We start from the raw sequence: 19,617 nt of genomic DNA, 5'->3' as shown, positions 1-19,617 counted from the left end.
TCAGAAGGCGGCAGTCATGGACGTGCTCGATCTCGCTCGGTGGCAGTTCGGCATCACGACCGTCTACCACTTCTTCTTCGTGCCCCTCACGATCGGGCTCTCGGTGCTGGTCGCCTCGATGCAGACAATCGCGTGGCGTACCGGGAAGGATCACTGGAATCGGCTCACCGCCTTCTTCGGCAAACTGTTCCTCATCAACTTCGCGCTGGGCATCGCGACCGGCATCGTGCAGGAGTTCCAGTTCGGGATGAACTGGAGCGACTACTCGCGCTTCGTCGGCGACGTCTTCGGTGCACCGTTGGCGATCGAGGGGTTGCTCGCGTTCTTCCTCGAGTCGACGTTCCTCGGCCTGTGGATCTTCGGCAAGGGACGGCTCTCGCCCGGTCTGCACCTGGCGTGCATCTGGATCGCGGCGCTCGGCACGGTGTTCTCGGCCTACTTCATCCTCGCCGCGAACTCCTTCATGCAGAACCCGGTGGGCTTCGAGCTGGACGCGGCCAGCGGTCGCGCCGAGCTGACCGACATCGGTGCGGTGCTGACCAACCCGGTGCTGCTGACGACCTTCCCGCACCAGATCTTCGGCTGCTTCATGGTCGCCGGTGCGTTCGTGGCCGGCGTGTCGATGTGGCAGCTGCTGCGGCACTCAGACCGTGCTGTCTCTGATTCGGCCGAGTCCTCCGCTGTAGCTGATTCGGCCGGGTCCGCCGCTGCCTTCCGTCCTGCCCTCAAGCTGGGAGCGGTCGTGCTGCTGGTCGCCGGACTCGGCACCGTGATCAGCGGCGACTTCCAGGGCAAGGTCATGACCGAGGTGCAGCCGATGAAGATGGCTGCGGCCGAGGGGCTCTACGAGGATGCGCAGCCAGCGCCCTTCTCAGCCTTCACGATCGGCACGCTCGACGGATCCGAACCCCTGCTCCAGGTCGAGATTCCCCGGCTGTTGTCGGTGCTCGGCACCGGCACGCTGGACGGTGAGGTGCGCGGCATCGACTCCCTGCAGGCCGAGTACGAGGACCTGTACGGGCCCGGGGACTACAGCCCCAACATCCCGATCACCTACTGGTCCTTCCGCCTGATGATCACCGCCGGTGGCATCGCGATGGCGATGGGCGCGTTGATGCTGTGGATGACTCGCGGTGGCCGCACGCCGAGTCTGGCCCGACCGTCGGGACGCTGGCTCCTGCGGGGCGCGATCGTCCTGCCCCTGCTGCCGCTGGCGGCGAACTCGTTCGGGTGGATCTTCACCGAGATGGGCCGTCAGCCCTGGGTGGTGTTCGGACTCATGCGAACGGCGGACGGGGTCTCCCCGGGCACCTCGATGGCCGAGATCGTGATCTCGCTGGGCACCTTCACCCTGCTGTACGCGGTCCTCGCGGTCATCGAGGTGCGGCTGCTGCTCACCTACATCGGCAAGGGGCTGCCCGACACCGAACCGCCGGTGGACGCCGACCACCCCGACGCGCCCCTCTCGTACGCCTACTGATCCCACCGACTGCTGAGAACGGACTGACATGGAGCTCACGACCCTCTGGTTCATCGCGATCGCCGGCCTGTGGACCGGGTACCTGATCCTCGAGGGCTTCGACTTCGGGGTCGGCATGCTGCTGGGAGCACTCGCGCAGGACGATCGCGAGCGCCGGGTCCTGATCAACACCATCGGACCGGTCTGGGATGCCAACGAGGTGTGGGTCATCGTCGCGGCAGGCGCGACCTTCGCCGCCTTCCCCGAGTGGTACGCCACGATGTTCAGCGGCTTCTACCTGCCGCTCCTGCTGATCCTGGTGGCGCTGATCGTGCGCATCATCGGGCTGGAGTTCCGCAGCAAGCGTGCCGACCTGCAGTGGCGCAAGCGCTGCGACATGGCCATCGTCTTCGGCTCCGTGGTGCCCGCCGTGCTGTGGGCCGTCGCACTGACCAATCTGGTGCGAGGCACTCCGATCGACGCCGACGCCGAGTTCGTCGGCAACCTGCTCGACCTGCTGAACCCGTACTCCCTGCTCGCCGGCGTCGTCTTCGCGGCCGTCTTTGTGGTGCACGGTGCATTCTTCGTCGCGCTCAAGACCGTCGGGCCGATCCGGCAGCGGGCCACCTCCTTGGCACTACGGGCGGGGTTGCCCACCGCAGCCGGACTGCTGATCTTTCTGACGTGGACTGCCGTGATGCAGGACCAGGGAGCCGTGTGGATCCTGGCCGGCGGCGCCTTCATCGCCTTCGTGCTCGCGTTCGCCGCCGGTGTCGCCCGCGCCGAGGGCTGGGCCTTCACCGCGACCGCCGTGACGATCGCCCTGATGGTCGCTGCGCTGTTCACCGGCCTGTTCCCCGACGTCATGGTGTCCTCGCTGGATCCGGCGTGGTCACTGACCACCGAGTCCGCCGCCGCCAGCCCGTACACCCTGCGCATCCTGACCTGGGTCGCGGTGTTCTTCGCCCCAATCGTGCTGCTGTACCAGAGCTGGTCGTACTGGGTGTTCCGCCGCCGCATCGGTGTGCACCACATTCCCGCTGAGAAGCCGGCCGAGGACCGGGCGCCGTGAAGCCGCTCGACCCACGCTTGGTGCGCCGTTCGCGGGGGGTGCGACGACTGCTGGTGGTCAGCGTCCTGCTCGGGCTCGCGACGGCCGTCGCGATCGTGGCGCAGGCAGTGATCCTCGCCGGTCTCGTGGCCGATCGCTTCGACGGTCGCCCGATCGCGGCCTTCGCGGTCGCGATCGTGGTGTGCCTGGCGGTGCGGGCCGGCGTGGGGTGGGCCCATCAGGTGGTGTCCGCGCGCGCCGCTGTGCGGGTCAAGGCTGATCTGCGCACCGAGATCGTCGACGACCTCCTCGACCCCAGGCGTGTCGGGCCCAGGCCGGACAGTGGATCGGTGGTCACCCTGCTGGGACCGGGGTTGGACGCCTTCGACGGCTACATCGGGCGATTCCTGCCGCAGGTCGTGCTGTCGGCTCTCGTCCCGGTGCTGGTCCTGATCACGATCGCCATCACCGATCTGCTGGCGGCTCTGATCGTCGGGATCACGCTGCCGTTGATCATCGTCTTCCTCGTGCTGGTGGGACTGCTGACCCGCGACCGCATCGATCGTCGGTGGCGAGCGCTGGAGCGACTCGGGCAGTACTTCGCCGACGTGCTCGACGGACTGGTCGTGCTGAAGGTGTTCGGCCGTCGCAGTGAAGCTGGTCTTCGAGAGGTGGGGGAGCGACACCGACGCGCCTCGGTGCAGGCACTGCGGCTGGCCTTCCTGTCCTCGTTCGTGCTGGAGCTGTTCGCCACCCTCGCCGTGGCCCTGGTGGCGGTGAGCGTGGGACTGCGGGTGGTCCACGGCGATCTGTCCCTCGAGCCGGCCCTGCTGGTCCTGCTGCTGGCACCCGAGGCGTTCGCGCCGCTGCGCCGACTGGGCACCCTGTTCCACGACAGCACCGATGGTGCCGAGGCGGTCGGTCGAGCCCTCGCGATCCTGGACCACCCCCGGCACGGTGGTGATCGACCCGCCCCTGACCTGCGCCACCACGACCTCGTCGTGCGCGGCGTCGAGGTCGAGCACCCGGATCGCACCGAGGTGAGCCTGCGGGTCGACGATGTCGTGATCCGATCCGGCGAGGTGGTCGTGGTGACCGGACCCTCCGGCGTGGGCAAGTCGACGTTGTTGTCGGTCCTGCTCGGATCCCAGCCGGTCACCCGCGGCGCGGTGCGGGTCGGTGGCGAGGACCTCGTGGACATCGATCCCGTGCAGTGGCGCCAGCGGATCGCGTGGGTGCCCCAGACTCCGGGCTTCCTGCGCGCCAGCATCGCCGACAACGTGCGGTTGGGGTGCGCAGGAGCGCCGGCCGATGCAGACGTGCGGGCTTCGCTGGACGCCGCCGGTGCAGCGGACCTGGCCCCGGAACGACATGTGGGCGAACAAGGTCTCGACCTGTCGGCGGGGGAGCGGCGTCGCGTGGCGGTCGCTCGTGCGCTGCTGCGCGTGCGCATTGGCGGCGCGGTCCTGCTGCTGCTCGATGAACCGACCGCCGGTCTCGACGCCGAGCGCGAGGACGCCGTCCTGGCCGCCGTCGTGGCCGCTGTGCGTGAGTGTGCGGCGACCGCCGTGATCGTGAGCCACCGACCTCGCGCCATCGAGGCGGGGGACCGCCTCGTCGACCTGGGTCTGACTGCCGAGGTGCAGGCATGAGACTCGGCAAAAGGCAGGGCGTGGGGAGCCGACTGGGCTGGGGCCGTGCCCTGGGTGTGCTGTCCCAGCTGGCCGGGATCGGGTTGCTGCTGGTGTCGTCCTGGCTGATCGTGCGTGCCGCCGAGCAGCCGCCGGTGCTGTACCTGATGGTCGCGGTGGTCTCGGTGCGATTCTTCGGGCTCGCCCGAGCCGCACTGCGCTACGCCGAACGACTCCTGACCCACGACGCCGCCTTCGCGACCCTGACCGATGCGCGGGTCGCGGTGCACGGCGAGCTGGACCGCGTCGCACCGGCCGGTCTGGGCCGGCGCCGGCGCGGTGACCTGGTGCATCGGGTGGTGTCCGACGTGGACTCCGTGCTCGACCGGATGCTGCGTCTGCGATCGCCGTGGATCACCGCACTCGGTTCGGCCGCGGTGCTCGTGGCCGTCCTCGCCTGGCTCGTGCCGGCCGCCGCCGCAGTGGTTGCGGCCCAGACGGTGGTGTCGATGGCCGCAGTCCGGTACGGCATGGCGGTGCACGCCCGTCGACAGGTCGACGCCGTCCACCTGCGGGGCGAGATGTCCGCAGACGTCGCCGAGGCCGTGCGGGCCGCGCCGGACCTCGTGATGGCCGGAGCGGCGGGGCCGGTGCTCACCGCTGTACGTGAGCGCACGACGGTCCTGGGCCGCGCGCAGCAGCGCGGCGTCGGGGCGGCAGCAGCGGCCGGGGCGGCCGTCACGGCGCTGACCGGAGTCGCGATGGCGGCCTGCGCGCTGCTGACCGCCGACATCGCCCCGGTGCTGGTGGGCGTCGCGGTCCTGGCGCCCCTGGCGATGCTCGAGCCGCTCGAGGCGTTGGCCGACGCCGAGCGACTGCGCCCCGAGATCGAGGCGGCCCGTCGCCGTCTTGCCGATCTGTCCTCCGTGCCGACCCCGGTCGCCGACCCGGTGCAGTCGCGCGCCGTGCCGGCTGCCTTCGACCTGGTCGCCGAGGATCTCGTGGTCGGATGGCCCGACCCCGTCACTGGTGCGCACACCGAGCCGATCTCGTTCGAGCTGTCCGCCGGCGGTGTCATGGTGGTCACCGGCCCGAGTGGTTCGGGCAAGAGCACGCTGGGGCTCACGATGGCGCGCCTGCTCGACCCGGTCGACGGAGTGCTGAGGCTCGGCGGCATCGATGTCAGGGACCTGAGGGGCAATGACGTGCGGTCCGTGGTGGGTGTGCTGGCCCAGGACGAGATCGTGTTCAACACCTCGATCCGCGAGAACCTGCTCATCGCGGCTCCGAGCGCTTCTGACGTCGACCTGTGGCGGGCGCTCGCCGCAGCCGGCATCGGCCGGTTCGTGGAGTCCTTGCCGCGGGGCCTGGACACCCCGGTCGGTGAGGCGGGCACGGCGTTGTCGGGTGGAGAACGTCAACGGCTGTGCCTGGCGCGGTTGCTCCTCGACCAGCACCACGTCCTCATCGTCGACGAGCCCACCGAGCACCTCGACCACGCCGCCGGCCAGGCGCTGGTGGCCGACCTGCTCGCGCTGGCTCCCGAACGCAGCGTGGTGCTGATCTCGCACGAGCCGGGCGTCGTGTCCGCCGTGCGCCGACACGGTGTTGAGGTCCAGGTCGGCGTTTCGGCCATGTCGCCCACGCCATGAGCCGAACCGGTACCTACGATTGACCGGTGACCACCTCACTGTTCGTCCTGATCATCGCGGCCGCCGTCGTCATCCTCGGCGGCGGCGTCGCGCTCCTCGTGGCGCGCCGATCCAGCGGGGAGCTGCCCCCGCCCGACGTGCTCGACGAGATCACCGCCGAGTCGATCAAGCATCCCGAGCATCCCGAACCGCAGCTGCCGTCCGAGGACGAGCCGTTCGAGGAGAAGCTGTCCGACCGCGAGCGTCCCGACGCACCGCAGGGGCGGCTGGTGCGGCTGCGCAGCCGCCTGGCCCGGTCCAACAGCTCGCTCGGCAAGGGCCTGCTCGCGATCCTCGGACGGTCGACGCTCGACGAGGCCGCGTGGGAGGAGATCGAGGACACGCTGCTGGCCGCGGACGTGGGCGTCGGCCCCACCCAGGCTTTGGTGGAGTCGTTGCGCACCCGTCTCAGGGTCGAGGGCGTCACGGACCCGCAGCGCGCTCAGGAGGTGCTGCGCGAAGAGCTGATCGCCATCGTCGATCCCGGGCGCGACCGCACCCTGTCCTCGGTCGGAGCCGACGGACTGCCCGGTGTGGTCCTCGTGGTGGGGGTCAACGGCACGGGCAAGACCACCACGGTCGGACGGCTCGCCCGGGTGCTGGTCGCCGACGACAAGTCGGTGGTGCTCGGCGCGGCCGACACCTTCCGTGCAGCCGCCGCCGACCAGCTGCAGACCTGGGGTGACCGGGTCGGCGTGCACACGGTGCGCGGGCCCGAGGCCGGCGATCCCGCCAGTGTCGGCTTCGAGGCCGTGCAGCACGGTATCGCCGACGGCGCCGACGTCGTCCTCGTGGACACCGCCGGCCGCCTGCACACCAAGAGTGGCCTGATGGACGAGCTGGGCAAGGTCAAGCGCGTCATCGAGAAGAAGGCCCCCGTCACCGAGGTGTTGCTGGTGATTGATGCCACCACCGGTCAGAACGGGCTCACCCAGGCTCGCGTGTTCGGTGAGGTCGTCGACGTCACCGGCATCGTGCTGACCAAGCTCGACGGCACCGCCAAGGGCGGCATCGTCATCGCCGTGCAGCAGGAGCTGGGCGTTCCGGTCAAGTTCGTCGGCCTCGGCGAGGGCGTCGACGACCTGGCGCCGTTCGACGCCGTCGACTTCGTGGACGCACTGCTCGACTGACCGTTCGCACTCCGATTCGTCATGTGCTCGTAACGCACGAGTCACTTCGTGATCTGGCTGAAACCTGCAGGCCCGTGAATCGAAATGCGTCTCCGCGACTGTGAGGTCACGGGCCAACCGGTCCGCTCCCCCTGACCTCGGAGGTCTCATGGATACCGGCGACACTGCCTGGATCTTGGCCTGTTCGGCCCTCGTTCTGCTCATGACGCCAGGACTGGCGTTCTTCTACGGCGGCATGGTCCGCTCCAAGACCGTGCTCAACATGATGATGATGAGCTTCGCCGCGCTGGCCATCGTGCCGGTCCTGTGGGTCCTGTACGGCTACTCCCTGACGTTCAGCCCCGGAGGCAACAGCCTCCTCGGCGGCTTCGAACGCCTCGGCCTGTCCAACATCACGGTCGAGACGGCCTACGGCACGATCCCCGAGTACGTGTTCGTCGGCTTCCAGCTGATGTTCGCGATCATCACCGTCGCCCTGATCAGCGGCGCGATCGCCGACCGCGCCAAGTTCGGTTCCTGGGTGCTGTTCACCGTCATCTGGGTCAGCGTTGTGTACTTCCCGGTCGCGCACTGGGTCTTCGACTTCGGCGACAACGGCGGCTGGATCGCCACGCAGCTCGAGGCGATCGACTTCGCCGGCGGCACCGCGGTGCACATCAACGCCGGTGCTGCGGGCCTGGCTCTCGCGCTGGTGCTCGGCAAGCGGGTCGGGTGGCGTCGTGATCCCATGCGTCCCCACAACCTGCCATTCGTCCTGCTCGGCGCCGGCCTCCTGTGGTTCGGCTGGTTCGGCTTCAACGCCGGCTCCGCCCTCGGTGCCAACGGTCTGGCCGCGCTCGCGCTGGTCAACACAGCCGTTGCCACGGGCGCTGCCATCCTCGGCTGGCTGGCCGTCGAGGCGCTGCGCGACAAGAAGGGCACCAGCCTCGGTGCTGCCTCGGGTGCCGTCGCGGGCCTCGTCGCGATCACTCCCGCGGCAGGGTCGATCTCGCCGCTGGGCTCGATCGCGCTCGGCATCATCTCCGGTGCGCTGTGCGCGCTCGCCGTCGGTCTGAAGTACAAGCTCGGCTACGACGACTCGCTCGACGTCGTGGGCGTCCACCTCGTCGGTGGTCTGGTCGGCACCATCTTGATCGGCTTCCTGGCTGTGGGCGACGTGGGTCTGTTCTACGGTGGAGGTGCGTCGCAGCTCGGCAAGCAGGTCGTAGCCGCCCTGGCGGTCCTGGCCTACTCGTTCGTCCTCACGTTCATCATCGGCAAGCTGATCGATCTCACGATCGGGTTCCGGATCGACGAGGACGACGAGCGGCTGGGCATCGACCAGGTCGAGCACCTCGAGACTGCGTACGACGAAGCCGGACTGCTCGGTGGTTCGAACATCAAGACAGGAGCCTGACCAGATGAAGCTCGTGACAGCGGTCATCAAGCCGCACAAGTGGGAAGAGGTCCGCGAGGCCCTCGCCGGAGCCGGCGTCGCCGGCATGACGGTCACCGAGGCCAGCGGCTACGGCCAGCAGAAGGGTCACACGGAGATCTACCGGGGCGCCGAGTACGACGTCTCGCTGGTGCCGAAGATCCGCCTCGAGGTCGTCATCGACGACGTCGACGTGGAGAGCGTGGTGTCGACCATCACCGGGGCCGCGCAGACCGGCAAGATCGGCGACGGCAAGGTCTGGGTCATGCCGGTGGAGTCCGTGGTGCGCGTGCGCACGGGCGAGGTCGACGAGGCTGCGCTCTGACCGTGTCATGACCAGCGCACCTCTGGCACGCATCGAGCGTGCCGAGCGGATCGATGACCTGATCCGTGGACTGTTCGGAGCGTCCGATGCCCCCGACGACCTCGCCCTCGTGGCGGTCGGTGGGTACGGGCGCTCCGAGCTGTCTCCGCACAGCGACGTCGACGTGGTCCTGCTGCACGGCCCAGGCGTCGACTCCCAGCAGGTCGCCCGGGTCGCCGAGCAGATCTGGTACCCGTTGTGGGACGAGGGCCTCGACCTCGATCACTCGGTGCGCGACGCCAGCGAGGTCCGCACCATGGCAGCGGGCGACTACCGCCTCGCGATGGGCATGCTCGACGCACGGTGCGTGGCCGGCGACCACGAGCTGGTCACGACGCTGCGCTCGTCCGTGCTGGCCGACTGGCGCCGCGACGCCCGCACCCGGGTGCAGCAGGCACGTGACGGTCGGACCGAGCGGCTGGAGCGCTCCGGCTGGCTGGCACATGCTGCCATCCCCGACCTGAAGGAGTCCGGAGGCGGTCTGCGCGACGGGGTCCTGCTCCGAGCACTGGTCGCCACCTGGCTGATCGACGTGCCCCATGCCGACGCCGAGGGCCTGCGGGGACAGCTGCTCGACGTCCGCGACGCACTGCACGAAGCGGCAGGGCGGCGCGTCGACCGGCTCATGCCGGAGCTGATTCCCGACGTCGCCGAACGGCTCGGAACGACTGCGGTGGAGCTCGACCTGCACACGCGTGGTCTGGGTCGACGCATCGCGCACCTGTCGATGCTGGCCTGGCGGAACGTCGAGGCTGCGGTGAGCCCCCGCAAGCAGGCCGTCACCGCCACGGGGCCGGTCGTCCGCCCCCTGGGGGAGGGCATCGGGGTGCTCGGCGGCGAGGTGATCGTGCGTCGTGGCGTCGACGTCGCGGCGGATCCCGAGCTGCCGCTGCGTGCCGCAGCAGCCGCAGCCCGCGAGCAGCTGCCGCTCAACTCGGGCAGTGCGGCGCGGCTGGGTCGGTCGATGAGCGACCTGCCCGAACCGTGGGCGCCCTCGACGACCCGCCTGATGGTGGACTTGCTGACGGCGGGGCCGGGACTCGTGCCGGTGTGGGACGAGCTGGACTTCGCCGGGGTGATCGACCGGCTCCTGCCGGAGTGGAGCGCGATCCGCCTGCGCGGGTCCTCATCTCCGGTCCATCAGTTCACCGTGGATCGCCACAGCATCGAGACGTGCGTCTACGCCGCCGAGGTCGATCGGGACGTCGCGCGACCGGACCTGCTGGCCGTGGCGGCCCTGTTGCACGACATCGGCAAGGGTGTCGATGGAGATCACTCGGTCGAGGGTGAACCGATGGCACGCGCGATCGCGCTGCGATGGGGTTTCGACACCCGCGACGCCGACGCGATCGCACACGTGGTGCGATGGCACCTGCTGCTGCCCGGCACGGCGACGCGGCGCGACATCGAGGACCCGGACACCGCCGCGGGCGTCGCCGCCACCGTGGGCTCGACGGCCCAGCTCGAGCTGCTCGCCGCACTGACGGTCTGCGATGCGCGGGCTACGGGACCACAGGCCTGGAGCACCTGGCGCCGAGGACTGGTGGAGGGGTTGCTCGACAAGACGTTCCTCGAGCTGGACGCCTCGCGTGCCTCGCCCTCGGCGGCCGAGTACGAGGGCTGGCCCCGGGACGTGCCGATCCCCGCAGTGGGAGTGTTCGGGCCGAACGACGTCGAGGTCTCCGTGGAGTCGCACCTCGATGGCTCCATGCTGACCATCGTCACGTCGAGCCGCGCCGGAGTCGTGGCCGATCTCGCCGGTGGCCTCGCCCTGGCCGGGATCGGGATCCGCTCGGCGCGCACCGTGACGCTCGGCGATGCTGCGGTCTCGCTGTTCGAGGTCAGGCGCTCCGGTCTCGACCGGGCTGTCGTGCGCGAACGCCTCCGTTCGGCTCTGGCGGGCGACCTCGACCTCGCGGGCAGGCTCACGGTGGCGGCGCGCGACGGTGACGTCGACGCACGGGTGGCGCTGGTGGGCGGTGACACGGCCACCGCCACGATCCTGGAGGTCCGCGCCCACGATCGCCGCGGACTGCTGTGGACGGTGTGCCACGCGATCGCGACGGCCGGGTACTCGATGCGTTCGGTGCACATGTCGACCTACGGCAACGAGGCCCGCCAGGTGCTCTACCTGCTCAGCCCCGACGGGGAGCCCTTGTCCGCTGACGCCGCCGCCCGGCTGCGTGACGACGTCGCCACTGCACTGACGTGACGACGTCGCCACTGCACTGACGTGATGTGAGCCCGGTTAGGCTGGGCACGACCTTTCGTCCGAGCCGAGGAATACAGCGACCACCATGTTCGACACCTTGCAAGATCGTCTGCAGTCGGCGTTCAAGAACCTGCGCGGCAAGGGCAAGCTGTCCGAGGCCGACATCGATGCGGTGGCCCGCGAGATCCGGATCGCGCTGCTCGATGCCGATGTCGCGGTCTCCGTGGTGCGCGAGTTCATCGGGCGCATCAAGGAGCGTGCCAGCGGTTCGGAGGTCAGCACGGCGCTGAACCCGGCCCAGCAGGTCATCAAGATCGTCAACGAGGAGCTCGTCTCGATCCTGGGCGGCGAGACACGCCGGTTGCAGTACGCCAAGAACCCGCCGACCGTCATCATGCTGGCCGGCCTCCAGGGCGCGGGCAAGACCACGCTCGCCGGCAAGCTGGCGTTGTGGCTCAAGGACCAGGGCATGTCGCCGATGCTGGTGGCCTGCGACCTGCAGCGGCCCAACGCCGTCAACCAGCTGCAGGTCGTGGGCGGTCAGGCCGGCGCCACGGTCTATGCACCCGAGCCCGGCAACGGAACAGGTGATCCGGTCAAGGTCGCGCGCGATGGTGTCGCTGAGGCCCGCCGCACCCTGCACGACGTCGTCATCGTCGACACCGCAGGCCGTCTGGCCATCGACGCCGAGCTGATGAAGCAGGCCGCTGACATCCGCACGGCCGTCGACCCTGACGAGGTGCTGTTCGTCATCGACGCCATGATCGGCCAGGACGCCGTCGCGACGGCCGAGGCATTCCTCGAGGGCGTCGACTTCACGGGAGTGGTGCTGTCCAAGCTCGACGGCGATGCGCGCGGTGGCGCCGCGCTGTCGGTGCGTTCGGTCACCGGTCGTCCGGTGATGTTCGCCTCGACCGGTGAGAAGCTCACCGACTTCGAGCAGTTCCATCCCGATCGCATGGCTTCGCGCATCCTCGACATGGGCGACATGCTCACCCTCATCGAGCAGGCCGAGAAGGCCTTCGACGCCGACGAGGCCGAAGTTGCGGCGGCCAAGCTGGCCGGCGGCTCGTTCACGCTGCACGACTTCCTGGCCCAGATGGAGACCCTGTCCAAGATGGGGTCGATGTCCAAGCTCGTCGGCATGATGCCCGGCATGGGGCAGTACAAGGATCAGCTGGCCAACTTCGACGAGCGTGAGGTCGACAAGGTCAAGGCGATCATCCGGTCCATGACGCCCAAGGAGCGCGACAACCCCAAGCTGATCGACGGGTCCAGGCGCGCGCGCATCTCCGCCGGTTCGGGAACCAAGGTCCAGGACGTCAACGGCCTGGTCGACCGATTCTTCGACGCGCGCAAGATGATGCAGCAGATGGCCAAGGGCGGTGGGATGCCGGGAATGCCCGGGATGCCCGGCATGCCGGGAGGCGGCAAGCGCGCTGGTGCCAAGCAGAAGCCGCAGCAGAAGAAGAAGGGCAAGCGGCAGTCCGGCAACCCGGCCAAGCGGGCGGCTGTGGAGTCCACGCCCCAGCAGGACGGCACGGGAAAGGATGGGGCCGGCGCCTTCGGCTTCGACCAGTCCGCTCAGGGCAAGGACTTCGAGATCCCCAAGGAGCTGCGGGACCTCATGTAGGTGAGGTTCGGTCAGGCCGGCCATCGACGACGTACCGATCGCGACCGGACTCCTTGGCGCGGTACAGCGCGGCGTCGGCGGCTGCCACGAGCTCGACCAGGGTCATGTCAGGTCCGACCTCGGCGATGCCGTAGCTGGCCGTCGGGTGGAGGTCGCGCACCCCGCTCGCCGCCGACAGGCCGCGGCTGATGCTCGATGCGATGTCGGCGGCATCGTCGACGGTCGAGCCGGACAGGAAGAGGACGTACTCCTCCCCGCCGTAGCGTCCGACGAGATCGGTGGAGCGCACGGTGGCCAGGCACGCGGCCGCGAATGCCTTGAGCACCTCATCACCAGCCTGGTGGCCGTGGGTGTCGTTGATCCGCTTGAAGTGATCGAGATCGGCCAGGATCAATGTGCCGGGCGTGCCGGTGCGCTGCACCTGCTGCATCCCGGCCGCTGCCCGCGAGAAGAACTCGGTGTGGTTGAGCAGGTTCGTCAGGCCGTCGTGCGTGGCTCTGCGGCGCAGCTCGGTGGTCGTCTGGTCGGTGCTGAGCGCGGTCATGCTGTACGAGACGGTCACCAGCAGCACGCTGTTGGTCAGCGTTGTGACCTCAGAACCGGCGTACGTGGTGAAGAAGCCGTCGCGGGGTCCGACCGCGAGGTACGCGATCAGACGAAAGAAGTACAAGCCGCTCGCCAGGGTGGCGGCTGCAATCATCGCCATGGTTGCGGGAGGGCGCCGCGGACCCAGACGCACCAGCTCCGCGGCTCCCATGCCGAACATGGTGGCCACCATGAGCAGGTACCAGGTCCCACCGGACCAGTCGTTGGTCGAGGGGCTGTCTGCGGCTGCCATGGCGCCGACCAGAGCCGGACCTGTCAGCAGGCTCCAGAGCGGAGGCGATGAAGTGCGCAGGCTCCGGGCTGCCGCCCAGCTGCTGGTCGCGCCGAAGGTCAGCAGAATGCTGCCGGCGGGGTTGGCCCACCACTGATGAGGTGTTCCGTCCAGCAGATAGGCCGCGGAACCGCTCAGGAAGGCGGCGAGCGCGACACACCACCAGCCGCAGTACGGCGACCGAGTCACGCGGTACGTCGCGAAGTAGAACAGGACCAGCAAGGTCAGCGCGATGATCATGAAGGCGAGGCGCAGCGTCGCAGTGTCGATCTCCATCTCGGTGTCCGGGGCTCCCGTGCTCGTGATCGTGCCGTGCCGTCAGTGTGGCCTGTGGGGTGTCACGACGACGACTGACGGGGTGAGCCTGCCGCTTCGGCCAGGTCGGCCGGGGCCAGCTGGATCCACGGGCTCGGTTCGGTCCGCCCGGTTCGCGAGGTGGGGTTGTCGCCCTGGTTCCACCACTTGGCCCGGAAGGCGACGCCTTCGAAGAGGATACGCTCGCCCTTCTCGTAGACCCTCTCGTCGTCCCACGCCGGGTAGGTGCCGGCGGGAAGGGTCGGAACCTCGATCGGTTTCTCCCCCGGAAGAACGGGGCCGACCAGCTGCCACGGTGAGGATGAGACGTCGACGGTCGGGTCGTCCGGCACATCGGACTGGGTCCACCACGTGGCCACGTAGACGTTGCGGTGCCAGACCACTCGCGTGCCTTCGAGGTAGGTCTGCGCCGGATCCCAGATCGCGTAGGGACTGGTGAGCGGGTCGTCGTCGATCGCCTCGGCCGGGGCGCCCGCCGGGGCGGTGGGTGTGACGGCTGCCCCGCCTGGACGGTCCTTCATGGACGCGCCGAGAACGTCGGCGAAGGTCACATCCCCCTGCTCGACCCCGCTGCAGGAGTTGGACACCACCCGGATGTCAGGGTAGTTGGCCCCACAGGTCAGATCGCGGTTCAACGACCACATCGACAGACGCGCAAGCCCCTTCGACCGGGCGAACCTGTTGAGCTCGCGTGCGTCCTGGACATCGAAGATCTCGCCGGCGAGATCGTTCTGGCCGATCATGGGAGTCGCGCCCATGCGCTTCCACAACGTCGCACTTCCGATGGAGGTGCCGTTCTCGGAGTACACGGCCTGCAGCTGCTGGTGCGTGGTGTTGAGCGCCGAGATCGAGGCCTCGGCCATCGACTGATCGGCCACACGCGAGTCGCCGTAGTTCATCGTCATCAGGTTGACGCCCGACAGCTGCACGTCGTTGTCCAGCAGGGTTGCGACGTTCTGGCGCCCCTCGATCGTGAGCCCGGCGGGTGTCACGGGAAGAGTGAGCCAGACGCGCAGATCCTTGTCGGCTGCCGCGCGTTCGGCCTGGAGCGCCGCGATCGCTGTCGCCCGGCGCTCGCTAGCGGCTGCGTCGCTCAGGGCGGGGCCCTCGATGTCGAGGTCGATCACGCGCAGGTCATACCGATCGACGACGTCTCGGTACGCGCCGAGAAGCTGCGCCGGGTCGGTGCACGCCGTGGCGAGCTCGTCGTTGATCGCTCCGCCGAACGAGACGACGGGTTCGCCGCTGCTCTGGCGAAGCCTCGCGACCCGACGATCCAGGTCGAGCTCCTTGGACGCGTCGTCCAAGGAGTACGCACCGCCCCAGGACGGATCGCAGGGGTCTTCAGCAGAGGCCACCACGAAGGACAGGACCACGTGTCGTGCCGCACGCGATGCGGGGTCCTCGAACTCGAACTGGGGCGTGACGGTGACATCGGCGTAGCCGGCGAACCAGGTCGTCCCGGTGGAAGCGGCCTGGGAGTCCTCGAACCACCGCACGCCGGACAACGCGCTGAACGCGAGGGCTCCGGCAACCACGACAGCCACGCCGACACGAGGAATCGAGACTTTTCGGCCGTCAAATCTGCCCACTGTGTGCATTCCCCTTGAGATGGCCCGCTCTGCTGCGAGACTCAGTATCCCACCTGCATGACCGTAGGTCTTGGGAATGTGAAAGTGGTTTCCGCAGATTGCGGCAGCTCCCATGACTCGCGAAGGCGACACACCAGAACATGACGCACGTCGAAGTGCCCGCAGAATCGGCTCCTCGCAGGCAGTGGGGAGCCGAACGCCGATCAGAACCCTTGTCGATCGTTCATCCAAAGCCCAGTTCCAGCAAGCTCACCTGGGGCCGGATCGCGATCGTGGTGACCGTGCTGTCGTGGATCGGATACATCGTGTCGACGGTGATCCGGCAGTTCCTGACGATCGACACCAGCTTCCGGTTCGCGATGGAGGCGGTCATCTACCTGGTGGTCGTGACGTTCCTGACTTTCTCTGCCCTGATGTATCTCATGGCGCGGCAGGGCGCGCTGTACCGCTTTCGTGATCATCAGCGGGCAGCACGAGCCGTCATCGACCAACACTTCGCACAGGGTCCCAGCGAGCCGTTGACCGTGCTGATCCCGTCGTACGCCGAGGAGCCGGACGTCGTTCGCCTCACGGTGTGGAGTGCAGCGCTGCAGGAGTACCCCGACCTCCGGGTGGTGCTGCTGATCGACGATCCACCCACCCCGACCGATCCGGACGTGCTGGCCAAGCTCACGGCGACCCGTGGGATGGTCCAGGAGATCGCCACGACGTTGGCCGCTCCCGCCGACCGCTTCGCAGCGTCGCTGCGAAAGGCCGAGGAGGACCTCGGCACGCGTGCTGCCGATGTCGGTGACGTCAACCGGTTGGTGTCGGAGTACCGCGCGGCGGCCGACTGGTTGGTGGCCCTGGCCGAGGCCGAGGAGGTCGTCGACCACGTCAGCGAGTTCTTCGTCGATCAGGTGCTGATGGGACTGGCCAGCGAGCTGCGACTCACGCTTCTTGCGTTGGAGGCCGCCCTCGACCAGGGCGCGATGCTGGAGTCCGGACGGATCCTGGAGCTGCACCGACGACTGGTCTGGATCTTCACCGCTCGTCTCGAGAACTTCGAGCGCAAGACGTGGGCGTCGCTGTCCCACGAGGCCAACAAGGCGATGAACATCAACGCCTACCTCTCGCTGATGGGCCACACGTGGCGTCCGGTCGAGACCCCAGATGGCGTCCTGCTGCAGCGGGTCGATGACGACAACGTCCTGTCCGAGGACATGGTCGTCGACGATTCCGGGTTCGTCCTGACGCTGGACGCGGACTCGCAGCTGCTGCGCGACTACTGCATCCGACTCGTGCACTATCTCGAGCAGGCCGAGAACGAGCGGGTGGCGATCATCCAGACGCCGTACTCCTCATTTCGGGGGGCACCGACCCGGATCGAGCGCGTCGCCGGCGCGACGACCGATCTGCAACACGTCCTGCACCAAGGCATGACGTATCACGGTGCAACATTCTGGGTGGGCGCGAACGCCGTCATCCGCAAGCCGGCACTCGAGGACATCGTCGAGGTCGAGACAGTGGGGGGCTTCGAGGTCCGGACCTACATCCAGGACCGGACCGTCATCGAGGACACCGAGTCAAGCATCGACATCGGCAGCGCGGGGTGGACGCTCGTCAACTACCCCGAGCGGCTCAGCTACAGCGCCACGCCGCCGGACTTCGGATCCCTCGTGGTGCAGCGACGCCGATGGGCCAACGGCGGTCTGCTGATCCTGCCCAAGCTGTGGCGCCAGATACGCCAACGTCGATTCCGCCGCGAGCGGATTCGTGTCAGTGAGATTGCGCTTCGGGTCAACTACATGGCCTCGATCACGTGGGCGACCTTCGGTCTGCTCTTCTTGCTGTTCTACCCGTTCGACAGTCGGCTGCTGAGCCCCCTGGTGGTGGGTGCTGCGCTGCCGTACTTTCTGGCGATGGGCAGCGATCTGCGCGAGGGGGGTCACCGGTTCACCGACATCTTCCGCATCTACGGCTTCAACCTGGTCCTGCTTCCGGTCAACCTCGCTGGCGTCCTGAAGTCGATCCAGCAGGCATTCACGGGGGAGAAGATCCCTTTCGCGCGCACGCCGAAGGTACGCGATCGCACGGCGGCGCCCGGCTGGCACGTGCTGATGCCGTACCTGATCGTGGCCTTCTCGTTGCTGACCGCGTGGCGTGACTACCAGCAGCAGAACTGGGGCAACTTCGCCTTTGCCATCTTGAACGCGGTGCTGGCCGCCGGCGCGATCCGGGCCTACATCGGCTTGAGCGCCTCGGTGGTCGACATGAGCCTGGGCTTCGTCAACTGGCTGTACGTCGAGAAGAAGCCCAAGAAGTCGAAGACCGCTGAGCCGGGCGTGACGGGCGACCGCGACGTCGACTGGGCGGCGATCCTCTACTACGGCGACCGGAGACTCGCGCGGGACCTGCGCAGCAGGGGCGATCGACGACAGCGCATGCGTCATCCGCGCCGTCGCTGATGCAGGTGGACGACCTGTTGGTGTCGTCGGTCGGTTGTAGCCTGCAACAGTGCTGATCCCGTTGCTCCGCTCGCATCTTGGGCGGTACCGGGTCCCCATCGCTGTCGTGCTGGTGTTCCAGCTCATCCAGACGTTGGCCAACCTCTACCTGCCGGGTCTGAACGCCGACATCATCGATACCGGTGTCGTGCGCGGTGACACCGGATACATCGTGCGCACCGGCGCGCTCATGCTGGCGATCACGGTCCTGCAGGTCGCGTGCACGATCGTGGCGGTCTACTACGGCGCGCGCACCGCGATGGCGCTGGGGCGCGACCTGCGCTCGTCGGTGTTCTCGACGGTCGAGACGTTCGCAGCCCGCGAGATGGCGCAGTTCGGCGCGCCCACACTCATCACGCGCTCCACCAACGACGTCCAGCAGGTCCAGATGCTGGTGTTCATGGGCCTGACGATGCTGGTCACCGCACCGATCATGGCGGTCGGCGGCATCTTCATGGCGCTGCGTCAGGACGTCCAGCTGTCCGCCCTGCTCGTGCTCGTCATCCCGGTCCTGGCTGTCAGCGTCGGGCTCGTCATCCGTCAGCTGCGACCCCTGTTCCGTCAGATGCAGGAGCGCATCGACGTCATCAACGGGGTCATGCGCGAGCAGATCATGGGGGTGCGCGTCATCCGGGCCTTCGTCAAGGAGGACCACGAGGCGCAGCGCTTCGGTCAGGCCAACCGCGACAACATGGAGGTGGCGATCGCCGCTGGCCGCCTGATGGCGCTGTTCTTCCCGATCGTCATGCTCGTCATGAACGTCTCGGTGGCCGTCGCGACCTGGGTCGGCGGCTACCGGATCGGATCGGGCGACCTCGAGGTCGGCACGCTCACGGCCTTCCAGAACTACCTGGTGCAGATCCTGATGGCCGTCATGATGGCCACCTTCATGTTGATGCTCTGGCCCCGTGCCGAGGTGTCCGCCGAGCGCATCACCGAGGTCCTCGACACCGAGCCCAGCGTGCTGCCGCCCCATCTGATGGAGGGAACGGTCGAGCGACGGTCCCTCACTGGTGGCCGGGTCGACGTGATCGGCGCCTCGTTCGCCTATCCCGGTGCCGAGGCCGACGTCCTGCACGCGGTGGACCTGATCGCCCGGCCCGGCGAGACCACCGCCATCATCGGGTCGACCGGCAGTGGCAAGACCACGCTGCTCGGCCTGATTCCGCGCCTGTTCGACGCCACCGGTGGCCGGGTCGAGATCGATGGTCACGACATCCGCTCCATGCACCCCGAAGACGTCTGGGCGGCGATCGGGCTGGTGCCGCAGAAGCCGTTCCTGTTCTCGGGCACTGTCGCCTCCAACCTGCGCTACGGCCGCCCCGACGCCACCGACGCCGAGCTGTGGCACGCCCTCGAGGTCGCGCAGGCCCGCGACTTCGTCGAACGCATGCCGGCGCGGCTCGACGCGCCGATCTCCCAGGGTGGGACCAACGTCTCCGGCGGTCAGCGCCAGCGCCTGGCCATCGCTCGCGCCATCGTCAAGCGACCTGCCGTGTACCTGTTCGACGACTCCTTCTCCGCACTCGACTACAGCACCGACGCCGCTCTGAGGGCTGCGCTCGCCGCCGAGACCGATCACTCGTCGGTCGTGGTCGTCGCCCAGCGGGTCTCGACCATCCGGTCCGCCGACCGCATCGTCGTGCTCGAGCACGGGCGCGTCGTGGGCACCGGCACGCACACCGCCCTGATGGACGAGTGCGACGTGTACCGCGAGATCGTGCTGTCCCAGCTGACGCTGGAGGAGGCGCAATGAGCGAGC

At 68.4% G+C, this 19,617-nt stretch carries 13 protein-coding genes; 11 read left to right on the top strand and 2 right to left on the bottom strand.

What is annotated here, in order from left to right:
* The first annotated feature begins 16 nt into the window (after window positions 1–16).
* The 9 genes from ACHAA3_RS09745 (at window position 17) to ffh (ending at window position 12,585) form a co-directional block, all read left to right on the top strand.
* Window positions 17–1,480, top strand: coding sequence for a cytochrome ubiquinol oxidase subunit I (locus ACHAA3_RS09745; protein WP_435708802.1), 1,464 nt, complete (start codon window positions 17–19; stop codon window positions 1,478–1,480).
* Between the two features lie 28 nt (window positions 1,481–1,508).
* Complete coding sequence (cydB, locus tag ACHAA3_RS09740) at window positions 1,509–2,531, top strand: cytochrome d ubiquinol oxidase subunit II (protein ID WP_435708801.1); 1,023 nt, start codon at window positions 1,509–1,511, stop codon at window positions 2,529–2,531.
* Window positions 2,528–4,162: a thiol reductant ABC exporter subunit CydD gene (gene cydD, locus ACHAA3_RS09735; RefSeq protein WP_435708800.1), complete on the top strand. Its 1,635-nt coding sequence runs from the start codon at window positions 2,528–2,530 to the stop codon at window positions 4,160–4,162. Before cydB ends, cydD begins: the two co-directional genes overlap by 4 nt.
* Window positions 4,159–5,793: a thiol reductant ABC exporter subunit CydC gene (gene cydC, locus ACHAA3_RS09730; protein ID WP_435708799.1), complete on the top strand. Its 1,635-nt coding sequence runs from the start codon at window positions 4,159–4,161 to the stop codon at window positions 5,791–5,793. The genes cydD and cydC overlap by 4 nt, the downstream gene beginning before the upstream one ends.
* A gap of 26 nt (window positions 5,794–5,819) precedes the next feature.
* Entirely contained in the window at window positions 5,820–6,962 is a 1,143-nt protein-coding gene (gene ftsY, locus ACHAA3_RS09725) for a signal recognition particle-docking protein FtsY (RefSeq protein ID WP_435708798.1), read from the top strand.
* A gap of 148 nt (window positions 6,963–7,110) precedes the next feature.
* Window positions 7,111–8,358 (top strand): ammonium transporter, encoded by a 1,248-nt coding sequence (locus ACHAA3_RS09720; RefSeq protein ID WP_435708797.1) that lies wholly within the window; start codon window positions 7,111–7,113, stop codon window positions 8,356–8,358.
* Between the two features lie 4 nt (window positions 8,359–8,362).
* Window positions 8,363–8,701, top strand: a complete 339-nt coding sequence (locus ACHAA3_RS09715; protein ID WP_435708796.1) for a P-II family nitrogen regulator — start codon at window positions 8,363–8,365, stop codon at window positions 8,699–8,701.
* Window positions 8,702–8,708: 7 nt separating this feature from the next.
* Complete coding sequence (locus ACHAA3_RS09710; protein WP_435708795.1) at window positions 8,709–10,952, top strand: [protein-PII] uridylyltransferase; 2,244 nt, start codon at window positions 8,709–8,711, stop codon at window positions 10,950–10,952.
* A gap of 85 nt (window positions 10,953–11,037) precedes the next feature.
* Window positions 11,038–12,585, top strand: coding sequence for a signal recognition particle protein (ffh, locus tag ACHAA3_RS09705; protein WP_435708794.1), 1,548 nt, complete (start codon window positions 11,038–11,040; stop codon window positions 12,583–12,585).
* Here ffh and ACHAA3_RS09700 read toward each other — a convergent pair.
* Both ACHAA3_RS09700 and ACHAA3_RS09695 read right to left on the bottom strand, forming a co-directional pair.
* On the bottom strand, window positions 12,578–13,738 hold the full coding sequence (locus ACHAA3_RS09700) for a GGDEF domain-containing protein (protein WP_435708793.1): 1,161 nt from the start codon (window positions 13,736–13,738) through the stop codon (window positions 12,578–12,580). The genes ffh and ACHAA3_RS09700 overlap by 8 nt on opposite strands.
* 62 nt (window positions 13,739–13,800) lie before the next feature.
* Window positions 13,801–15,324: a chitinase gene (locus tag ACHAA3_RS09695; RefSeq protein WP_435708792.1), complete on the bottom strand. Its 1,524-nt coding sequence runs from the start codon at window positions 15,322–15,324 to the stop codon at window positions 13,801–13,803.
* Window positions 15,325–15,509: 185 nt separating this feature from the next.
* Here ACHAA3_RS09695 and ACHAA3_RS09690 point away from each other — a divergent pair, with 185 nt between their 5' ends.
* Both ACHAA3_RS09690 and ACHAA3_RS09685 read left to right on the top strand, forming a co-directional pair.
* A complete protein-coding gene (locus tag ACHAA3_RS09690) occupies window positions 15,510–17,816 on the top strand; it encodes a glycosyltransferase family 2 protein (RefSeq protein ID WP_435708791.1) in 2,307 nt (768 codons plus the stop codon).
* 49 nt (window positions 17,817–17,865) lie between these two features.
* Window positions 17,866–19,611 (top strand): ABC transporter ATP-binding protein, encoded by a 1,746-nt coding sequence (locus ACHAA3_RS09685; protein ID WP_435708790.1) that lies wholly within the window; start codon window positions 17,866–17,868, stop codon window positions 19,609–19,611.
* Window positions 19,612–19,617: the final 6 nt, after the last annotated feature.

The organism is Aeromicrobium sp. CF3.5 (assembly GCF_051262695.1).
Taxonomy (GTDB): domain Bacteria; phylum Actinomycetota; class Actinomycetes; order Propionibacteriales; family Nocardioidaceae; genus Aeromicrobium.
This window is presented reverse-complemented; position numbering and strand designations above follow the sequence as displayed.

What these genes read in the sequence shown, in the direction of transcription:
- cydB (WP_435708801.1), top strand. Translation starts at nt 1,509, where the DNA reads ATGGAGCTCACGACCCTCTGGTTCATCGCGATCGCCGGCCTGTGGACC.
- ffh (WP_435708794.1), top strand. Translation starts at nt 11,038, where the DNA reads ATGTTCGACACCTTGCAAGATCGTCTGCAGTCGGCGTTCAAGAACCTG.
- ACHAA3_RS09720 (WP_435708797.1), top strand. Translation starts at nt 7,111, where the DNA reads ATGGATACCGGCGACACTGCCTGGATCTTGGCCTGTTCGGCCCTCGTT.
- cydC (WP_435708799.1), top strand. Translation starts at nt 4,159, where the DNA reads ATGAGACTCGGCAAAAGGCAGGGCGTGGGGAGCCGACTGGGCTGGGGC.
- ACHAA3_RS09690 (WP_435708791.1), top strand. Translation starts at nt 15,510, where the DNA reads ATGACGCACGTCGAAGTGCCCGCAGAATCGGCTCCTCGCAGGCAGTGG.
- ACHAA3_RS09715 (WP_435708796.1), top strand. Translation starts at nt 8,363, where the DNA reads ATGAAGCTCGTGACAGCGGTCATCAAGCCGCACAAGTGGGAAGAGGTC.
- ACHAA3_RS09700 (WP_435708793.1), bottom strand. Translation starts at nt 13,738, where the DNA reads ATGGAGATCGACACTGCGACGCTGCGCCTCGCCTTCATGATCATCGCG.
- ACHAA3_RS09745 (WP_435708802.1), top strand. Translation starts at nt 17, where the DNA reads ATGGACGTGCTCGATCTCGCTCGGTGGCAGTTCGGCATCACGACCGTC.
- ACHAA3_RS09710 (WP_435708795.1), top strand. Translation starts at nt 8,709, where the DNA reads ATGACCAGCGCACCTCTGGCACGCATCGAGCGTGCCGAGCGGATCGAT.